14 protein-coding genes are annotated in these 19,405 nt (G+C 49.3%); 3 read left to right on the top strand and 11 right to left on the bottom strand.

The features are described from left to right. Positions 1–29 precede the first annotated feature (29 nt). On the bottom strand, positions 30–1,706 hold the full coding sequence (gene rpsA, locus BMX14_RS06875) for a 30S ribosomal protein S1 (protein ID WP_048911897.1): 1,677 nt from the start codon (positions 1,704–1,706) through the stop codon (positions 30–32). Between the two features lie 121 nt (positions 1,707–1,827). Continuing rightward, the gene (cmk, locus tag BMX14_RS06870) at positions 1,828–2,514 is read right to left on the bottom strand and encodes a (d)CMP kinase (protein WP_092674648.1); all 687 of its coding nucleotides are present in this window, start codon (positions 2,512–2,514) and stop codon (positions 1,828–1,830) included. 168 nt (positions 2,515–2,682) lie between these two features. Here cmk and BMX14_RS06865 point away from each other — a divergent pair, with 168 nt between their 5' ends. Beyond that, the gene (locus BMX14_RS06865) at positions 2,683–2,874 is read left to right on the top strand and encodes a YaiA family protein (RefSeq protein WP_092674645.1); all 192 of its coding nucleotides are present in this window, start codon (positions 2,683–2,685) and stop codon (positions 2,872–2,874) included. Positions 2,875–2,913: 39 nt separating this feature from the next. On the opposite strand, the gene BMX14_RS06860 is transcribed toward BMX14_RS06865, so the two are convergent. Genes BMX14_RS06860 through serC form a run of 3 tightly spaced genes read right to left on the bottom strand, consistent with a single transcriptional unit; the run spans position 2,914 to position 7,017 of the window. Continuing rightward, positions 2,914–4,536: a peptide ABC transporter substrate-binding protein gene (locus BMX14_RS06860; protein ID WP_092674643.1), complete on the bottom strand. Its 1,623-nt coding sequence runs from the start codon at positions 4,534–4,536 to the stop codon at positions 2,914–2,916. A 54-nt stretch (positions 4,537–4,590) separates the two neighbouring features. Continuing rightward, positions 4,591–5,874 (bottom strand): 3-phosphoshikimate 1-carboxyvinyltransferase, encoded by a 1,284-nt coding sequence (gene aroA, locus BMX14_RS06855; protein ID WP_092674797.1) that lies wholly within the window; start codon positions 5,872–5,874, stop codon positions 4,591–4,593. A gap of 57 nt (positions 5,875–5,931) precedes the next feature. After that, positions 5,932–7,017 (bottom strand): 3-phosphoserine/phosphohydroxythreonine transaminase, encoded by a 1,086-nt coding sequence (serC, locus tag BMX14_RS06850; protein ID WP_092674640.1) that lies wholly within the window; start codon positions 7,015–7,017, stop codon positions 5,932–5,934. A gap of 194 nt (positions 7,018–7,211) precedes the next feature. Here serC and ycaO point away from each other — a divergent pair, with 194 nt between their 5' ends. Next, positions 7,212–8,972, top strand: a complete 1,761-nt coding sequence (gene ycaO, locus BMX14_RS06845; RefSeq protein ID WP_092674637.1) for a 30S ribosomal protein S12 methylthiotransferase accessory factor YcaO — start codon at positions 7,212–7,214, stop codon at positions 8,970–8,972. Positions 8,973–9,010: 38 nt separating this feature from the next. On the opposite strand, the gene BMX14_RS06840 is transcribed toward ycaO, so the two are convergent. The 6 genes from BMX14_RS06840 to lrp form a co-directional block, all read right to left on the bottom strand. Next, positions 9,011–10,171 carry an MFS transporter gene (locus BMX14_RS06840; RefSeq protein WP_092674634.1) on the bottom strand — a complete coding sequence of 387 codons (1,161 nt, stop codon included), beginning with the start codon at positions 10,169–10,171 and terminating at the stop codon, positions 9,011–9,013. 153 nt (positions 10,172–10,324) lie between these two features. Continuing rightward, a complete protein-coding gene (gene serS / locus BMX14_RS06835; protein WP_092674631.1) occupies positions 10,325–11,617 on the bottom strand; it encodes a serine--tRNA ligase in 1,293 nt (430 codons plus the stop codon). A gap of 73 nt (positions 11,618–11,690) precedes the next feature. Next, positions 11,691–13,040, bottom strand: coding sequence for a replication-associated recombination protein A (locus BMX14_RS06830; protein ID WP_092674628.1), 1,350 nt, complete (start codon positions 13,038–13,040; stop codon positions 11,691–11,693). Positions 13,041–13,056: 16 nt separating this feature from the next. Then, complete coding sequence (lolA, locus tag BMX14_RS06825; protein ID WP_092674625.1) at positions 13,057–13,668, bottom strand: outer membrane lipoprotein chaperone LolA; 612 nt, start codon at positions 13,666–13,668, stop codon at positions 13,057–13,059. Between the two features lie 161 nt (positions 13,669–13,829). Beyond that, positions 13,830–17,342 (bottom strand): DNA translocase FtsK 4TM domain-containing protein, encoded by a 3,513-nt coding sequence (locus BMX14_RS06820; RefSeq protein WP_092674622.1) that lies wholly within the window; start codon positions 17,340–17,342, stop codon positions 13,830–13,832. 111 nt (positions 17,343–17,453) lie between these two features. Continuing rightward, positions 17,454–17,948 (bottom strand): leucine-responsive transcriptional regulator Lrp, encoded by a 495-nt coding sequence (gene lrp / locus BMX14_RS06815; protein ID WP_048911880.1) that lies wholly within the window; start codon positions 17,946–17,948, stop codon positions 17,454–17,456. 388 nt (positions 17,949–18,336) lie between these two features. Between lrp and trxB the strand changes: the two genes are divergently transcribed. Further along, positions 18,337–19,302, top strand: coding sequence for a thioredoxin-disulfide reductase (gene trxB / locus BMX14_RS06810; protein WP_092674619.1), 966 nt, complete (start codon positions 18,337–18,339; stop codon positions 19,300–19,302). The last annotated feature ends 103 nt before the right edge of the window (positions 19,303–19,405 follow it).

Below are 19,405 nucleotides of genomic sequence, written 5' to 3'. Positions count from 1 at the left end.
GGGGGATGTCACCACCCCCCTGTCGGCAATTACTCGCCTTTAGCTGCTTTGAATGCTTCAGCCATTGCGTTAGAGAAGTTGCCTTCATCTTGTTGCTTGTTGTTCACAGCAGCAACAGCATCTTTCTCATCAGCTTCGTCTTTAGCACGTACAGACAGCGTTACAACACGGTTTTTACGGTCAACGCCGGTGAATTTCGCTTCAACGTCATCACCAACATTCAGAACCAGAGTTGCATCTTCAACGCGATCACGTGAAGCTTCTGAAGCGCGTAAGTAACCTTCAACACCGTCAGCCAGCTCAACAGTTGCGCCTTTAGCGTCGACTGCAGTCACTTTACCGTTAACGATAACGCCTTTCTTGTTCAGCGCAACGTAGTTGTTGAATGGATCTTCAGCCAGTTGTTTCACGCCTAAAGAGATACGCTCACGCTCAGCATCAACTTGCAGAACTACTGCAGCAATTTCGTCGCCTTTCTTGTATTCACGAACGGCTTCTTCGCCAGTTGCGTTCCAAGAAATGTCAGACAGGTGAACCAGACCATCGATTCCGCCGTCAAGACCGATGAAGATACCAAAGTCAGTGATTGACTTGATTTTACCTTCAACGCGATCGCCTTTGTTGTGAGTTTCTGCGAAGTGCTGCCATGGATTAGATTTACATTGCTTCAGACCCAGGGAGATACGACGACGCTCTTCGTCAATGTCCAGAACCATGACTTCAACCACATCACCTACGTTAACAACTTTAGATGGGTGGATGTTTTTGTTGGTCCAATCCATTTCAGAAACGTGTACCAGGCCTTCAACGCCTTCTTCGATTTCTACGAAGCAGCCGTAATCAGTCAGGTTAGTCACACGACCCGTCAGCTTGGTGCTTTCTGGGTAGCGCTTAGCGATAGCAACCCATGGATCTTCGCCCAGTTGTTTCAGACCTAATGATACGCGAGTACGCTCACGGTCAAACTTCAGGACTTTAACATTGATTTCGTCACCAACATTCACGATCTCGCTTGGGTGCTTAACGCGTTTCCAAGCCATATCAGTGATGTGCAGCAGGCCGTCAACACCGCCCAGATCAACGAATGCACCGTAGTCAGTCAGGTTCTTAACGATACCTTTAACTTCCATGCCTTCTTGCAGGTTTTCCAGCAATTGATCACGTTCTGCACTGTTCTCAGACTCGATCACCGCGCGGCGAGAAACCACGACGTTGTTACGCTTCTGATCCAGTTTGATGACTTTAAATTCTAACTCTTTGCCTTCAAGGTGCAGAGTGTCGCGAACCGGACGAACGTCAACCAGTGAACCTGGTAGGAACGCACGAATACCGTTTAGCTCAACAGTGAAGCCGCCCTTGACTTTGCCGTTGATAACACCGGTAACAGTTTCAGCATCTTCGTAAGCTTTTTCCAGCGTGATCCAAGCTTCGTGACGCTTAGCTTTCTCACGGGACAGCAGGGTTTCACCGAAGCCGTCTTCTACTGCGTCCAGCGCAACATCAACTTCGTCGCCTACCTGGATTTCCAGTTCGCCAGCTGCGTTTTTGAATTGCTCTGCAGGAATTGCAGATTCAGATTTCAGGCCCGCATCAACTAGAACGACGTCTTTGTCGATAGAGACAACAACGCCACGAACGATGGAACCCGGACGGGTTTCGATTTCTTTCAGGGACTCTTCAAAGAGTTGAGCAAAAGATTCAGTCATATTGATAATCTTAGGATTCTTCAATTTAACGTCCATTGGACTTCATGTCTAATGGGGTTGTTTAACATTCTTCACACCATCCATGGAATGAAGCTACAGCATTATTTTTAGTTTAGCACAATTATGCGCCGAAGTTAGGCAATTTTTTTCGAATATATTCAAGGGCTATTGCGGTCACTTTTTCTATATTAATTCCTGTAGAATCAACAAGTAACGCATCATCAGCGGGAGCTAGGGGGGCAACAGCACGATTTCGGTCGCGATCATCACGCTCTACCGTCTCGGCTAAAAGGCGCTCGAAGTTAACCTCAAGGCCTGCTTGCTCCAACTGCTGACGGCGACGCTCCGCACGCTCTTCTGCGCTGGCATCAAGGAAAATTTTCACTGGCGCGTCAGGGAAAACGACTGTCCCCATATCGCGCCCGTCGGCAATCAGACCGGGCAGCTCGCGAAAATTACGCTGCCTGCGTAATAAGGCTTCCCTGACTCGGGGAAATGCCGCGACCTTAGACGCTGTATTGCTGACCTCTTGCGTACGGATTGCTGCAGTCACCTCTTCGCCTTCGAGAATGACTTGGCTACGGTGCTGTTCAACAACGAATTTAACGTCAAGATGCGCCGCCAGCGGGACTAAGGCTTCTTCTAGAGCAATATCAACTTGATGATGTAATGCGGCTAGGGCTAAGACGCGATAAATCGCACCAGAATCGAGCAAATGCCATGATAACTGTTCAGCCAAGGCTTTACTTAGTGTGCCTTTACCTGCACCGCTTGGACCATCGATGGTAATGACGGGAATGTTAGCCATTCCTAACTCCTTCCTGCTTGGCAATGAATCCCACCATTATACCTGATTCATCAGGTAAACAGTACCCTCTGTCAGCAAGGCGACTTGCACAACGTACAAGTTTGTCTACACTTAGAATTGTGAAAAACAAACGATAATCATAGAGATAAGCTATCTAGGAGGCGAGTTATGGCAGGTCATCCCCCGTATCCCCGTAAAGCATGGATTATTGAGGTATCTGATGGTCAAGGTGAAGAGAAAGTGGGTCACTACGAACTACGCGCTGACCATCCCTACCCTGACACCCTAATCAGCCAATATCGCACCCGCCAAGAGGCTGAGGATGCGAAAGAGCGCTATGTAGGCGAAGACAAGGAATAAAAGAGAGGCCATGGTGACAATCACCATGGCCTTTTTTTATTAATGCTTGCGAATATACATGTCCTGCGTTTTATAGAAACCTAACCGGCTGACTGACACGCCGCCTACCCAAGGTTTTACTAAAATGTTTTGAACATAGTAATAAAGCGGTACGGCCGGCACATCATGACTTAAAATATCTAACGCTTGTTGATAATCCGATTTGGCTTTTACCGGATCAACCTCTGCGGCCGCCGCATTGACGAGCTTGTCATAATCCGCGTTATGGTATTTGCCATCATTCTGCGTATTGCCAGTCATAAAGTTATTTAAGAATGTTGGTGGCGCGTCATAATCTGCGAGCCAAGATTGACGGATCAGTTGGAAATCGCCGCTATGCTGAGTCTGAATTAGCGTCTTCCACTCTTGATTACGCATGGTGATCTGTGCGCCCAACTTCTTTTTCCACATGGAGCTTAAGGCAATCGCAATCTTTAAATGATCTTGAGAGGTATTATAAAGCAGCTCTGCTTTCAACGGCTTATCGGCGCTAAAGCCCGCTTCGGCCAATAATTTCTTCGCTTGCGCGATACGCTGTGCGGGTGTCCATTTCGCAATCTCAGTCGGTTGGTAGGTTTCTCCACCAATCTGCAGTGGCATCAGAGTCCATGCCGGTTTTTGGCCCATTCCTAAAATCTTATCCGTGATGATCGATTTATCTACCGCTAGGTTGAGCGCCATGCGAACCCGCGTATCGTTAAACGGCGGCTTATTCATATTGAACCAATATTCATAGACGCCGAGCAAAGGCGTTTGTTTAATTTGTTCAGGGATCGTTTTCTTAATTGGCGCAAAGTTAACGGTTGGAATGGTATCAGTAATATCAATTTCTCCACTTTGATAGCGGTTTAACGTGGCAGAAGGCTCAGCGATAGGCAAATAGGTGACTTGATTAATGACGGTCGCCTTATTATTCCAGTAGTGCGGATTACGTACGGAGACGAAGCGTTCGTTTATCACCCACTTATTCGGTTTAAAGGCACCACTGACCACAATATTGGCGGGTTGGGTCCATTGATCACCAAATTTAGCGACGACCTGCTTATTCACTGGGAAGAAACTGGGTGAGGCTGCGGCCTGTAAAAACCATGAAACCGGCTGGGAAAGGGTGACTTGGAAAGTCTGCGGGTCGATTGCTTTCACGCCTAAGGCTGAAGGGGGAAGCTTGCCACTCATTACCGCATCAGCATTAAGCAGATGAACCGCACTGATATAGGATTGATAAGGCGATGCCGTTTTCGGATCCGCTAGCCGCTGCCAGCTATACACCAGATCGTCGGCCGTAATCGGCTGGCCATTCGACCATGTAAGCCCTGGGCGCAGATGGAAGGTCCATACCTTATTATCTTGATTGTCCCACTTTTCCGCTAATTCTGGATGCACCTTCCCTTCGCTATCTAAGGCCACGACTCCCGCAAAGCTATCGAGAATAATATTAAAGGCTTCGTTACTCTCGGCCAGTTGCGGATCGAGCGTAGCAGGATCCGAACCATTTCCCCGCGTAATCTGTTGTTGATCGGCAAGTGTCGTACCCGCCGGGACCACCGCCGCTTGGGCCATGGTTAACGAGCCTAATCCCAGTAGTGCCATGATTGACATAGAGAGCATTTTACGTTGCATCATTAACCTCATCACCTGTAAGCAAAAAAAAGCGAGCTTAAAGGCTCGCTTGAATAATTATGAGAACTGGCTGATCGACTTGAGTCGATCAAAATAATCAGGGAACGTCTTCGCCGTACAACCGGGATCAAGAATGGTCACTGGCGTATCGGATAACGCGACCAATGAGAAGCACATCGCCATACGATGATCGTTATAAGTCCCAATTTCAGCGTGCTGTAATTGAGGCGGAGGAGTGATAGAGATGTAATCCTCACCTTCAATCACTTCTGCACCGACTTTACGCAATTCTGTCGCCATCGCAAAGAGACGGTCGGTTTCTTTGACCCGCCAGTTATAGATATTAGTCATGGTGGTGGTGCCTTGCGCGAAAAGCGCTGCCGTGGCAATGGTCATTGCCGCATCGGGGATATGGTTCATATCCATCGTCACCGCCTTTAGGGGGGCGCCCGTGCACGCAATGAAGTCATCTCCCCATTCGACGGTTGCCCCCATTTTCTCAAGCACCTGCGCGAACTTCACATCACCCTGTACACTGTTACGGCCAATACCGGTCACTTTCACCGTTCCGCCACGGATCGCGGCAGCCGCTAAGAAATAGGAAGCCGAAGAGGCATCGCCTTCTACCAAAAGTTCACCCGGTGCTTGATACTGCTGCTGACCTTGTACGATAAAGCGTTGGTAGTGATGGTTGTCGACGGTCACGCCGAACGAGGCCATTAAGGCTAGCGTAATATCGATGTAAGGTTTAGAGACTAACTCACCCTTAATGGTAATCACCGTTTCACCTTCTGTTAACGGTGCAGCCATCAGCAATGAGGTCAAAAACTGACTGGAAACTGAACCATCAACACTCAAATGTCCGCCCTTAAAGCCGCCCTGTAGACGGATAGGGGGATAATGCTCATTTTCCAGATAAGTAATGGTCGCGCCGCCTTCACGTAGGGAATCGACCAAGTGACCAATTGGCCGCTCTTTCATCCTTGGCTCGCCGGTCAACACAATATCGTTCTCAGCAAGGGAGAGCGCTGCCGCTAAAGGGCGGATCGCGGTGCCGGCATTGCCTAAGAACAGTTCCAGTGATTCATGGCTCTGCAGTGGACCGCCGATCCCGGTCACTGTACAGACGGTGCGGTCTTCTGAGAGCTGATAGTCCACCCCCAGTGCGGTCAAGGCCGTGAGCATATGACGGATATCGTCACTGTCCAGCAAGTTAGTGAGACGTGTCGTGCCTCGTGCCATCGCGGCCAGAAGCAGGGCACGGTTTGAGACGCTTTTGGAGCCCGGAAGATTTACTGTTCCACTAACGTGGGAGATAGGTTGTAAAGTCAAAGATTGCATTAAGATACTCATATAACCACTTTCCCTGCCTAGGCAAGGAAAGTGTGATGGTGAAAATTAACCGTGACGCTGTGCAAAGTCTTGCATAAAGGCAGTCAACACTTGAACGCCTTCGAGCGGCATTGCATTGTAAATCGATGCGCGCATCCCGCCGACCGCACGGTGCCCTTTCAGAGCGTGTAAGCCCGCGGCGAGTGACTCTTCTAAGAACAATTTATCAAGATTAGCATCGGCTAGCTGGAAGGGAGCGTTCATTTTAGAACGGTTACGCGCAATCACATTGTTACGGTAGAAATCACTGCGATCGATGGTCCCATAAAGCAAATCGGCCTTAGCTTGGTTCTGCTTCGCCATCGCCTCAATACCGCCCTGCGCTTTCAACCATTTAAAGACCAGACCCGATAAATACCATGCGAAGGTCGGCGGAGTATTAAACATTGAATCGTTGTCCGCCAAGGTTTTAAAGTCTAGTACCGAGGGGAATTGTTGGAAGGTGTTGCCCAACAGATCCTCACGGACAATGACTAGTGTTAATCCTGCTGGACCGATATTTTTTTGAGCGCCCGCATAGATGACACCATAGCGGCTGATGTCTAGTGGACGAGAAAGAATGGTTGATGAAAGATCGGCAACCACCACACGATCGCCAAAATCCGGTTCTTCATCAATCGCGGTACCGTCGATGGTTTCATTCGGGCAGTAATGTACATAGGCCGCTTGATCGGATAACTGCCATTGATTCATCGGCAGTAGTGCAACCTTACCCTTTTCCGTGGTTTTGATATCGATAACATTTGGGGTGCAGAATTTCTCTGCTTCGTTGATCGCACTGTGCGCCCAGTAGCCGCCGTCGATATAATCAGCCTGTTGAGAGGAACCTAACAGGTTCGCAGGGATGGCCGCAAATTGTGCCCGTGCGCCGCCCTGACAAAATAAAACTTTATAGTTAGCAGGAATGGAAAGTAAATCACGAAGATCTTGTTCTGCTGTCTCGGCAACAGCAATAAATTCTTTACTGCGGTGGCTGATTTCCATTACTGAGGTTCCCAGCCCTTGCCAATCGAGCAGTTCTGCTTGAACTTGTTCTAACACTGCTTTTGGTAACATAGCGGGACCGGAACTAAAATTGAACACCTGCGTCATTGACCTTCACCCTTTATTATTCTGTCAAAGAATTTGTGCTGAGCCTTCGGTTTTATCACTGCCAGATTATTGCTGCAATAGATAATCTCTCCAAGGACAAAGATTGCTGGAAAACCCTGCACAACGATAGCCGCTCGCGGCGAAAAAACGTATGATAGCCGTTATCATTTCTAGATTAACCAGAGAGCGCCACGATGACGCAAACCTTTATCCCCGGCAAAGATGCCGCCCTTGAAGATTCAATCAGTCGTTTTCAAGATAAACTTCAGCAGCTTGGCTTCACTATCGAAGAAGCTTCATGGCTAAACCCTGTTCCTAATGTCTGGTCGGTACACGTCCGTGATAAAGATTGCGCGCTATGCTTTACTAACGGTAAAGGGGCAACGAAGAAAGCTGCACTCGCGTCCGCGCTGGGCGAGTATTTCGAGCGTTTATCAACGAACTACTTCTTTGCCGACTTCTGGCTGGGCGATGACGTGGCGAACGGTCCTTTTGTACACTATCCAAATGAAAAGTGGTTTCCGTTAAGCGACGATGATTCACTACCCGATGGCATCCTCGATACTCACCTACATCAGTTTTATGACCCCGAAAATGAACTCAGTGGATCTGATTTAATTGACCTGCAATCCGGTAATCATGAGCGCGGGATTTGTGCCCTACCCTTCACTCGTCAATCTGATCTGCAGACCGTCTATATTCCTATGAACATTATTGGCAACCTCTATGTCTCTAATGGAATGTCGGCAGGTAACACCGCAAATGAAGCACGCGTTCAAGGGTTATCCGAAGTCTTTGAGCGTTATGTGAAGAATAAAATTATCGCCGAATCGATCAGCCTGCCTGAAATCCCGGCTGACGTACTAGCACGCTGCCCTAGCGTGACCGAAGCCATTGCCCGTCTCGAAGCAGAAGGCTTTCCGATCCTTTCTTACGATGCGTCACTCGGTGGTCAATATCCGGTGATTTGTGTCGTGTTGTTTAACCCGAGCAATGGCACCTGTTTCGCCTCCTTTGGTGCGCACCCCGATTTCGGCGTAGCATTAGAACGTACCGTGACCGAGCTGCTACAAGGTCGGGGCTTAAAAGATCTCGATGTCTTCACTCCCCCAACCTTCGACGATGAAGAAGTGGCAGAACACACTAACCTCGAAACCCACTTTATTGATTCCAGCGGGTTAATTTCTTGGGATATGTTTAAAGATGGTGGCGATTATCCGTTCGTTGATTGGTCATTCTCTGGCTCCACCGAGCAAGAATTCACCACCTTGATGACGATTTTCCAACAGGCACAGCAAGAAGTGTATATCGCCGATTACGAGCATCTAGGCGTCTATGCCTGCCGTATCATCGTGCCAGGCATGTCAGATATCTATCCTGCCGAAGACCTATTGTTAGCCAATAACAATATGGGTGCCGACTTACGCCAGATCATCCTGTCATTGCCTGGCTCTGAATGGGAACCGGAAGAGTACTTAGCGCTTATTTCTACACTCGACGACCATGGCTTAGATGACTTTACCCGCGTGCGTGAGCTGTTGGGCATTGCCACCGGTAAAGATAATGGATGGTCTACGTTGCGCGTGGGCGAATTAAAATCGATGCTGGCCTTAGCTGGTGGGGATATTGATCAAGCACTCACTTGGGCGGAATGGACTATCGAATTTAATGGTTCGGTATTCAGTGCTGAACGTGCGAATTATTATCGTTGCCTCCAGACCCTACTGCTGCTGGCATTAGAAGATGAACGCCACGCTGTCGACTATCTCAATGCCTTTAATAAAATGTATGGTGCAGAAACGGTCGAGGCAGCCTCAGCCGCCGTCAGCGGTGAAGCGCCGTTTTATGGATTACAACAGGTCGATGCGGCATTGACTGCTTTCCCTGCGCATCAATCGTTGTTAGCGGCTTATGAGAAATTACAAGCGGCCAAGCGTCAACCTGCGCAAGGCTAACGTCGTATAATTAAAAGGCCTCAATAGAGGCCTTTTTTTTATGCGTGAGCGATGGGCGTCGCTTGCTGATCAGTTTTACGCAGCAGCATCATTAAATAAACGAATGAAACAATGGCAATCATCACGAACAAGATGTTGTCTGACCAGGTTTCCATTAGCAATGACGTAATCGCCGGCCCCGCTAGGCTCCCTGCGGTATAACTCAACAGTAATGCCTGATTCATCGGGATAAGCTCGCTCTTACTTACCTTTTCGCAGGCCCAAGCCATCGCCACCGGATAGAGGGTGAACCCTGCACTACCGAGAATGAATAATCCGGCTACGAGTGAAGCATTCATTAGCATGGCAATGGCCGCAAGGATCACCACAAACACTTGAACACGTAACACCAAAAGACGTCCGTACCGATCAGCTAATTTCCCCAATGGCCACTGGGCAATAATGCCTGCACTGATTAATAACGCCATCCAATAGCCCACATTGCTGTCACTCATGCCCTTATGGGAAAGATAGAGCGGCATAAGTCCATAGAGTGATCCCAATACCACACCGGAGATAATACAGCCGTTAATCCCTAAACGAGATTGACGGCGAAAAAACATCTTCATGACACCCGGTTGTTTCGGGGTTTCTAACGCCTCTTCTGCTTCTCCCGCCGTGACCGCGACAAACAATAGCGGGATAATCGCTAGCATCATCAGGGTCACTAACGCAGGGACGAGTGCGGTCACCGAGAGTGGCATTGCGCTGATAAAGAGTTGCCCAAAGACAGTGCCAAGGTAGTAAACAATCATATACGCCGCGAGCAGGCGTCCGCGATTCGTAAGGGTACCTGAGCAGAGTAATGCGCTCTCCACGATTACCCAGAGTAAGGCGCAGCCATTACCCGCGATGAAACGCCAAAAAGCCCAGCTCTCAAAAGAATGACTCAATACCAGGACTAAGGTGGCTATCGCAAAAATCGCCGTGGCTAAGTAGTAACTACGGTTAAACCCCAGACGGTTAATCAGTTTACCGGCAAACAAGGTCCCGGTTAAATTTCCGGTAAAGAATGCTGAACTGATTAATCCTATTTGCAAGGTAGACCAGGACTCATGGGAGAGCCATAGCGGGATCTGTGTATTAAGCACAGCAATGCAAACCGTTAAAAGGAGTAAGCCACTTAATAGCAGAATAACTGGACGTGATAGCGCCGACATGATGGTTGGGATAGCTCAGAAGAAAAAAAAGTGAGCGAATAATGGCAGGGATTACGGCAAAGTCAATCGAGTAAAATCGTCGAAGGCACTTTTTGTTTCAGGGCTAAAAAAAGCCCCATCATTGACGATGGAGCTTCTCGAGAGTCGCGAGGATTAGCCGATAAATTCAAGACCTTTCATATAGGGTTTTAACACCTCTGGAACCTGAATTCGACCGTCTGCCAGTTGATAATTTTCCAGCACCGCAACCAGTGTACGCCCCACTGCTAAGCCCGAACCATTAAGGGTATGGACTAAGCGCGTTTTACGGTCGCTCTTGGAACGGCAACGCGCTTGCATACGACGCGCTTGGAAATCACCCATATTAGAACAAGAAGAGATTTCACGGTACGTCTCTTGCGCCGGTAGCCATACTTCCAGGTCGTAAGTCTTACAAGCGCTAAAACCAATGTCTCCGGTACACAGTAATACTTTACGATAGGGCAGTTCTAATAGTTGCAGTACCTTTTCAGCATGACCCGTCAACGACTCTAACGCCTCCATTGACTGTTCAGGTGCCACGACTTGTACCATCTCGACTTTATCGAACTGGTGCATACGGATTAAGCCGCGAGTATCCCGGCCATAAGAACCGGCTTCTGAACGGAAACATGGCGTGTGGGCAGTATACTTGAGCGGTAAGGCGTCTTCGTCGATGATCTCGTCACGTACCAGATTGGTCACCGGTACTTCCGCGGTTGGGATAAGCGCATATTGGCTATTGCCTGCTTCTTCATCCAGTGGACGGGTGTGGAACAGATCGTTACCGAATTTTGGTAATTGCCCGGTACCAAACAGCGAATCGTGGTTCACCAGGTAAGGCACGTAGAGTTCAGTGTAGTCGTGTTGTTCGGTGTGCAGATCTAACATAAATTGCGCCAACGCACGGTGCATCTTGGCAATCTGCCCCTTAAGGACAACAAACCGCGAACCGGTTAACTTCACCGCAGACGCGAAGTCGATACCCCCGCTTAATTCACCTAAATCGACGTGATCTTTAACAGCGAAATCATACTGCTTCGGCGTTCCCCAGCGTAACACCTCTAGATTTTCAGTGTCATCTTTACCGTCGGGCACGACATCATCGGGAATGTTAGGAAGGGTCAAGGCAAGTTGACGGATGTCGTTAAGTAGCGTGTCCAGATCGGCTTTAGCCTGATCCAACTTCTCCCCCAACCTATTCACTTCTTGACGCAATGGCTCGATATCTTCCCCACGCGCTTTTGCTTGACCGATCGATTTCGATCGCGCGTTGCGTTCGGCTTGCAACGTTTCCGTTTCAACTTGTAGCACTTTACGACGTTCTTCAAGAGCGCGTAGCGTTTCTACATCTAAAGTGAATCCTCGGCGTGCCAGTTTTTCTGCAACTGCGTCTGGCTCGTTACGCAGCAGATTGGGATCGAGCATGCTAATCCTGTTTATGTAAGTGAAAAAACTTGTCGTGGTTGACGACGATGATAAGTATCAGATTACCGGAATGTTAATTGCTGCGGTAGCGTTTTGTCGGACTATTATGATCCTGTTCAGTAAGCCAGGCGAGTTTTTCGGCAATTTTGGCCTCTAACCCTCGCGATGTCGGCTGGTAGTACTGTCTATCCGCCATTTCTGGCGGAAAATAGTTCTCACCTGCCGCATAGGCGTGGGGTTCATCGTGAGCATAGCGATACTCTTTTTTTAGCCCCATTTCTTTCATCAACGCCGTCGGCGCATTACGCAGATGATCGGGAACATCGTAGTCTGCTGAGTGACGGGCGTCCTGCATCGCTTGGTTAAAGGCGTTATAGACGGCATTACTCTTCGGCGCGCAGGCCAAATATACCAGCGCTTGGGCAATAGCCCTCTCCCCCTCAGCTGGCCCTACCCGGGTATAACAATCCCACGCCGCTAACGCCACTTGCATCCCCCGCGGGTCTGCATTGCCTACATCCTCGGACGCTATGGCTAATAAACGCCGCGCCACATAGAGCGGATCGCCACCGGCGGTGATAATGCGGGCGTACCAATACAGCGCTGCATCAGGGGAGGACCCACGTACTGACTTATGTAAGGCAGAAATTAAATCGTAGAAACGATCACCCTTATTATCAAACCGCGCGCTGCGTTCGCCCGCGATTTCCGTAAGCAGTTCGGGCGAGAGAAGCCGTTGGCCTTGAGTCGATTCTTCCGCCATATCGGCCATCATCTCTAAAGTGTTGAGTGCGCGACGCGCATCGCCATTGACTAGCTCCGCAATCATTTTACGGGTAGACTCCGGTAGATGGAGGTTCAGTCCCGCCAGACCGCGTGATGTGTCGGCCATCGCGTGATCAAGGATTGTCTCGACCTCTGGAAGCGTCAGCGATTTCAGTAAATAAACCCGCGCACGCGATAAGAGTGCCGAATTTAATTCGAACGAAGGATTTTCCGTTGTCGCGCCAATAAAGGTGATGGTGCCATCTTCAATATGCGGTAAAAACGCATCCTGTTGGCTTTTGTTAAATCGGTGGACCTCGTCGACAAAAAGAATGGTGCGCTGACCAGATTGACGATTAATACGGGCGAGTTCGATCGCCTCACGGATTTCCTTGATACCAGAAGTCACCGCTGAGACTCGCGAAACTTGCGCCTGCGCGTAAAACGCCATAATTTCCGCCAAGGTGGTCTTCCCTGTGCCGGGAGGTCCCCAGAGGATCATCGAGTGAAGCTGACCTGCTTTGATGGCTTTCGCCAAGGGTTTACCGGGAGCGAGGATATGCTGCTGTCCCACATAATCATCAAGCGTGGTCGGACGCATACGCGCCGCAAGGGGTTGGAATTCAGCAGGCGCAAAATCTAAGGATAAATTACTCACGGTAAACCTTACTCATTTATTGACGTTGATCGTCCACCGTCACGCCTTTCGGCGGAGTGAACTGGAATTTAGCAGGATCGATAGCACCATTTTTCTGGCTTTGCAGTTGATAACTACTGCGTTGGCCATCTTGTTCGATCGCGCTGAACTGATTGATCGTCCCTTCTGGGGAGACATCAATAGTAAATTGTTTCAGATTGCCGCCACCATTTTTAGGGGTTAACGCAAAGTGATCGCCCTGCTGTGTCACATTGTAGTTTTTCCAATCGGATCGTTGGTTACGGGCAATGAGCATAAACGGTGTATTGCTGGTCGCGTTTTTTAGCCACGTAGCACTGACTTGCTCGACGAAAGGATTATAGAACCAGAGCGTTTTACCATCTGAAATGATAGTGCTTTCATCGGGTGCTGTCATATGCCAGTTAAAAAGACTGGGACGCTTAACCCATAATTCGCCTTGTCCTTGCTGCACGTTCGCACCAGAACCGTCGGTTACCTTTTGGGTAAAGCTTGCATGGAAGCTATTCACTTTATTAAGGCGTGATTGCAGCGCCGAAGTATCGTCGGCAAAAGCCTGTGCAGAAAGTAAGCCCGCCATTAATCCTGTGGCAACGATCATCTTTTTCATCACTGGTAATTCCTTATAAATTCTTGCTCGAGGTTGAATAACTTTAGCTACTACTTTGCCGATCGAACAGCAGAATGGGTGTAAAGTTGATATGGGGGCACTCTTTGCATAAACAATAGGCCAGAGTGAACTCTGGCCTATTTCTTAACACGAGTGTGTGATTACATTTCGTGAGGAGGGGGTGAGAGAACCTCTCGATTACCGTTATTTCCTGGCTCAGAGACGATACCCTGTGCTTCCATCTGCTCAATAATCCGTGCAGCCCGGTTATAACCAATACGGAATTGACGCTGAACGCCTGAAATAGAGGCACGGCGTTTTTCCACCACGAAGGCTACCGCTTGATCGAACAGCGGGTCGAGATCTTCGCCATTGCCGTCGAGTCCCCCGGCACCATTTTCGCTCTCATCGCCTGCGGTAATACTCTCAATATATTGAGGACGGCCACGGGCTTTCCAATCTTGAACCACGGCATGCACTTCTTGGTCACGCACGAAGGCACCATGTACCCGTACTGGCATTGATGAGTTTGGCGGCATATAAAGCATATCCCCCATTCCAAGCAAGGACTCAGCACCACCTTGATCCAGGATGGTCCGCGAGTCGATTTTACTTGAGACCGTAAAGGCGATCCGTGTCGGGATGTTGGCTTTAATCAAGCCAGTAATCACATCTACCGATGGACGCTGCGTAGCGAGTACCAAGTGAATACCGGCCGCACGCGCTTTCTGCGCGAGTCGGGCGATAAGTTCTTCAACTTTTTTACCGACTGCCATCATTAGGTCGGCAAATTCGTCGACCATTACCACGATATAAGGCAGTTTCTCCAATACTGGCGGCTGAGTATCCATACTATCACCCGGCTTCCAGAATGGATCGGGGATAGGTCGTCCCATGGCTTCTGCTTGTTCAATTTTCTCGTTGTAACCAGCTAGGTTACGAACGCCAAGCGCCGACATTAATTTATAGCGACGCTCCATCTCCATCACGCTCCAACGCAAGGCATTGGCAGCATCCTTCATATCGGTAACCACTTCGGTTAACAGATGCGGGATCCCTTCATACACCGATAACTCCAACATTTTCGGGTCGATCATGATAAAGCGCACTTCATCAGGCGTGGCTTTATACAAGATACTGAGGATCATCGCGTTGACGCCGACCGATTTACCCGACCCGGTCGTACCGGCGACCAGTAAGTGCGGCATTTTACCTAAGTCAGCCACGACCGGATCGCCGGAGATATCTTTTCCGAGTACCACACTTAACGGTGAAGGGTTATCACGGAACGCAGGGCAATCCAGCACTTCTCGAAGATAAACGGTTTGACGATGCTGGTTTGGCAGTTCAAGACCCACATAAGGTTTACCCGGAATGACTTCCACCACCCGCACTGCAATAGCAGAAAGCGAACGGGCGAGGTCACGGGATAAGTTCGAGATGCGAGCGGCTTTCACGCCAGGCGCGAGATCTAACTCGAATCGGGTGATCACCGGGCCTGGCGAAATTCCTACGACATCCGCTTTGATACGGAAATCGGCCAATCTCGCTTCCACCAGTTGCCCTGTCTGCTCTAACGCGAACATATCGACTGGCTCTTCTTCCGCCGGCGGGGCCGTCAATAAATCCAGCATCGGTAACGGGGTTGTCGGTTTGGCTAAAGGCTGTTCATGTCTCACCAAGAATGGGTGGAATAAGCTGTCTTTTGCCGCACTGTGGCTTTCGACTTCAACCGGTGTTTGGCGTTCAGCCGTCTGCGCTGCCGTCTCACTATATTCCGGCTCCGGCGTCGCAGGCTCTGGCTGTGGGGAGACTGACGGCTCGGAAGGCGTAAGCGTGAAGAGCGGCTCACTCGGTGACTCGGTCACTAACTCTTCCATCGGCGAGAAGCTAAAATCGGCTAGGTCTAACAGCGGAGATTTTTGGGCCGTATCGCGGGTTTCAGGCTGCTCATAACGCTGTTGTTGCGCCGCATGAAATTGCCGAGCCAGCTCTTCTTGTTCTGCCTGCTCTTCAGGGTCTGGCTCAGTAATGTCAGCAGAGCCAACCTCAGCATAACGTTGCGTTTGCTGTGCGGAGAATTGTGCGGCAAGTTCAGCGTTATGCATGGCTTGCTCATCATCATGACGCTCTTCCTGATCGGCCACTGCATCACGTTGACGAAGCTTCTCTTCAGCTTGTCGTTGCGACGGGAGTTTGATGCCATAAGAAGCTAGCTCACGGCGCGTTGGGATACGAACTGGATTAGGACGAGGCAATTCCGGGCCTATCCCCTGTTTGACTTGAGCGCTGTTCCCCGACTCTTTAAGTTTTTGACCCGATAAATCAGGGGTCGTCAATTTGCCCATACTGGCAGCCGCCGCAAAAGGCGACAACGGTTTAGCGCTCGACGCGGCTGTCGCTGCGGCGACGGTCGCTGTACTCGCCGCCGTTGTAGACGCTTGTGGCGACTCTACTGCAGGATAGCTGGCTGGCGGCGCGACCGTCGGCGTTACCGCCTCGGCCTGGGTCGTTTGCTGCGAGGTAGATTGATACTCGCGACTTTCCGCTGGGATCTCAAAATGATATACCGGCTGAGACAGCGGTTCAGCTACCGATACCGTATGCTCTGGCATCTGCGCCGGAGGGGCTGAGGATTCAGTATGAAGACTGTCAGACATCATCGACGCAGGGCGCTGTGCCATGTCATGGACTGGTTGAACCACCACAGCCTCGACACTTGGCGTCTGATCAATGGCCGAGGGGGTAAACGCCACCGGTTGGTTCGTTGATTGCTCAGGCTTAACCGCGGGGTTCGCGGGAGTGGGTTGATAATCCAATAACGGATCATAATCCAACAGCGGATCATAGTCGTCTTGCGTAGCAGATGTTGGGGTGGCAGGACGGGGCGCCAATAAAGGATCTTCATGGTCCGCAAACGCCGTAGCAGATGATTGCTTATTCCCGAAGCGGCGGAATACGCTTCTGCTACCTTTCGGTGCTGAAGCCTCTGCATGAGTCGTGGTTTCTACAGCAGGCTGTTCAACCTCTTCCTCTTCTTCCCAGTACTCTTCTCCCCGACGATGGCTAGCAAAGGTTGCTATACGCATCACGGTATTACCGATTTTTTCGGCAATCGTCAGCCAAGACCAACCGGTATAAAGCGTGATACCCGCAGCCCAGATAAAGAGCAAAATCAGCGTGCCTAAGGCTGGAGCAAAATACTGCGACATGGCACTACTCACTAAACTCCCAATAACCCCCCCCGAGGCGAAGTACCAGATATCATCGGCATTAAGCGAGGCTAAGCCGCAAGTCGTCACGACAAGGCTTAACACGCCAATTAGACGCAGTCCAATCGCGAAAAAGTCGATGTAATGTTGGTCTTTGAAGCGGTAGCGATGCGCAATCCAACATAATCCCAGGATAACGACAGGGATAGCGTAGGCCATCATCCCGAAGATGAAGAGCAACGTATCCGCCAGCCAGGCACCGATTCCACCGCCCAAATTATGGATAGGTTCGTGCCAAGCCGTTTGCGACCAACTTGGATCAGAAGGGTTAAAACTCACTAATGAGATCATCAAATAGACGGCAAACAGCGCAACCAGAATCAATAATGCTTCTAATAGACGACGTCCGCTACTCATTGGGGTTAGTGCAATATCTTTATCTTCAATGTATTCCTGGCTCAAGAGTACTCTCCAGGTGCCTGTCTAGGGAGGAAGGAACAACGCTTATTACGTTGTCCCTGTATGCATTTACAGGAGTGTACCGAAAAATTTCAGCCTTTGCACCTGTCAGATTTAGCGAGTTTTGATCACTAAACGATTACTTTGCTTAACTTCTTCCATCACGACATAGGTTCTAGTGTCGTTCACACCGGGTAACCGTAACAGTGTTTCGCCAAGCAGTTTACGGTAGGCAGACATATCAGGAACGCGGGTTTTAAGGAGATAATCAAAATCGCCAGAGACTAAATGACACTCTTGGGTTTCTTCTAACTTCTGAACTGCAGCGTTGAACTGTTCGAAGACGTCAGGGGCGCCACGATTCAGAGTTATCTCAACAAAGACGAGTAAAGAAGCATCTAAATAATGAGGATTCAATAGCGCAGTGTACCCCAAGATGAATCCTTGACGTTCTAAACGGCGCACACGTTCTAAGCAAGGTGTTGGCGATAGACCGACTCGCTTTGACAGTTCGACGTTAGAAATTCGTCCATCCTTCTGTAATTCATTAAGTATATTACGATCGATACGATCGAGGTCCTTACTAGGACGCTTTTTGTTATCTACCATTTTTGATTATCTCTTTTATTCCGAGCTTAAATGCAAAGCCCGCCCCTGTGCCCGGGGATTGTTTGGCCCGCTTATGTTGTGTCGTAGCTTGAAGCCGTTATGTTGAGGCGATTAACGGCCTCCCCTGTTTTCGCAAAACAATAGCGGATTGTCAAAGCAAAACATCTTTTTTCAGTACAACATTCGGTATTTTTTTTATTTTTATCCGTGAAGCTTGATTATTCTAGAAAAAAAAACGGGTTTTGCCCGACTTTTCGCCCAATTACCTCAGAATTTTTCATTTACATCCCTCTTACCTATCGCAGTAATAGAGAACAAAATTAGCGGATGCTTTTTTTCGTGATGAAGTTTCCCTACAATCAACGAAATTATGATTTAACACTGAGGAATAAAAATGGCCAAACACAGCAAACTCTTAATCCTAGGATCAGGTCCTGCGGGTTATACCGCTGCGGTGTATGCTGCACGTGCCAACCTTAACCCCGTTTTAATTACCGGGGTAGAAAAAGGGGGGCAATTGACCACGACGACGGAAGTCGAAAACTGGCCGGGTGATGCAAACGACCTGACTGGCCCTCTCCTCATGGACCGTATGCACGAACATGCCGTTAAATTTAATACCGAGATTATTCTCGACCATATTAACCGTGTCGATTTACAACAGCGTCCATTCCGTCTTTTCGGTGACAGCGAAGAGTACACTGCAGATGCGCTCATCATTGCTACGGGGGCATCGGCGCGTTATATCGGCCTGCCTTCTGAAGAAGCGTTTAAAGGTCGTGGCGTTTCAGCCTGTGCGACCTGTGATGGTTTCTTCTATCGTAAACAAAAAGTCGCGGTAGTCGGTGGCGGGAATACTGCGGTTGAAGAAGCGCTCTATCTATCAAATATCGCTGCAGAAGTTCACCTCATTCACCGCCGGGATAATTTCCGTGCAGAGAAGATTCTCATTGACCGACTCATGGATAAAGTGAGCAGCGGCAATATCATCCTTCACACCGACCGTACTTTAGAAGAAGTGGTTGGTGATGAGATGGGGGTCACCGGTGTGAAACTAAAATCGACTCACGATGGCAGTATTGACCAGTTAGCGGTTGCCGGTGTGTTTATCGCGATTGGGCATAAACCCAACACGGCTATTTTTGCAGAGCAATTGACCCTTCAAGATGGCTACATTGTTGTGCAATCAGGTTTAGCGGGCAACGCGACGCAAACCAGCATTCCTGGTGTATTCGCCGCAGGGGATGTGATGGATCATAACTACCGTCAAGCGATCACCTCAGCGGGTACCGGTTGTATGGCCGCCCTAGATGCTGAACGTTATCTGGATGGATTAGTTAGCGAAAATAACTAACTTGTTAATTATATGATCTAGGTTAATCCCGGCGACAGGTTATCTGTCGCCTTTTTTATGTTCCACGTGCTAGAGTTGTCGAAAATTTAAGATAGTCGATGTT

The sequence above is a fragment of the Rosenbergiella nectarea genome, from assembly GCF_900111105.1.
GTDB classification, from domain to species: Bacteria; Pseudomonadota; Gammaproteobacteria; order Enterobacterales; family Enterobacteriaceae; genus Rosenbergiella; species Rosenbergiella nectarea.
The sequence above is the reverse complement of the archived record's forward strand: the minus strand, read 5'-3'. Positions and strand labels throughout refer to the sequence as shown.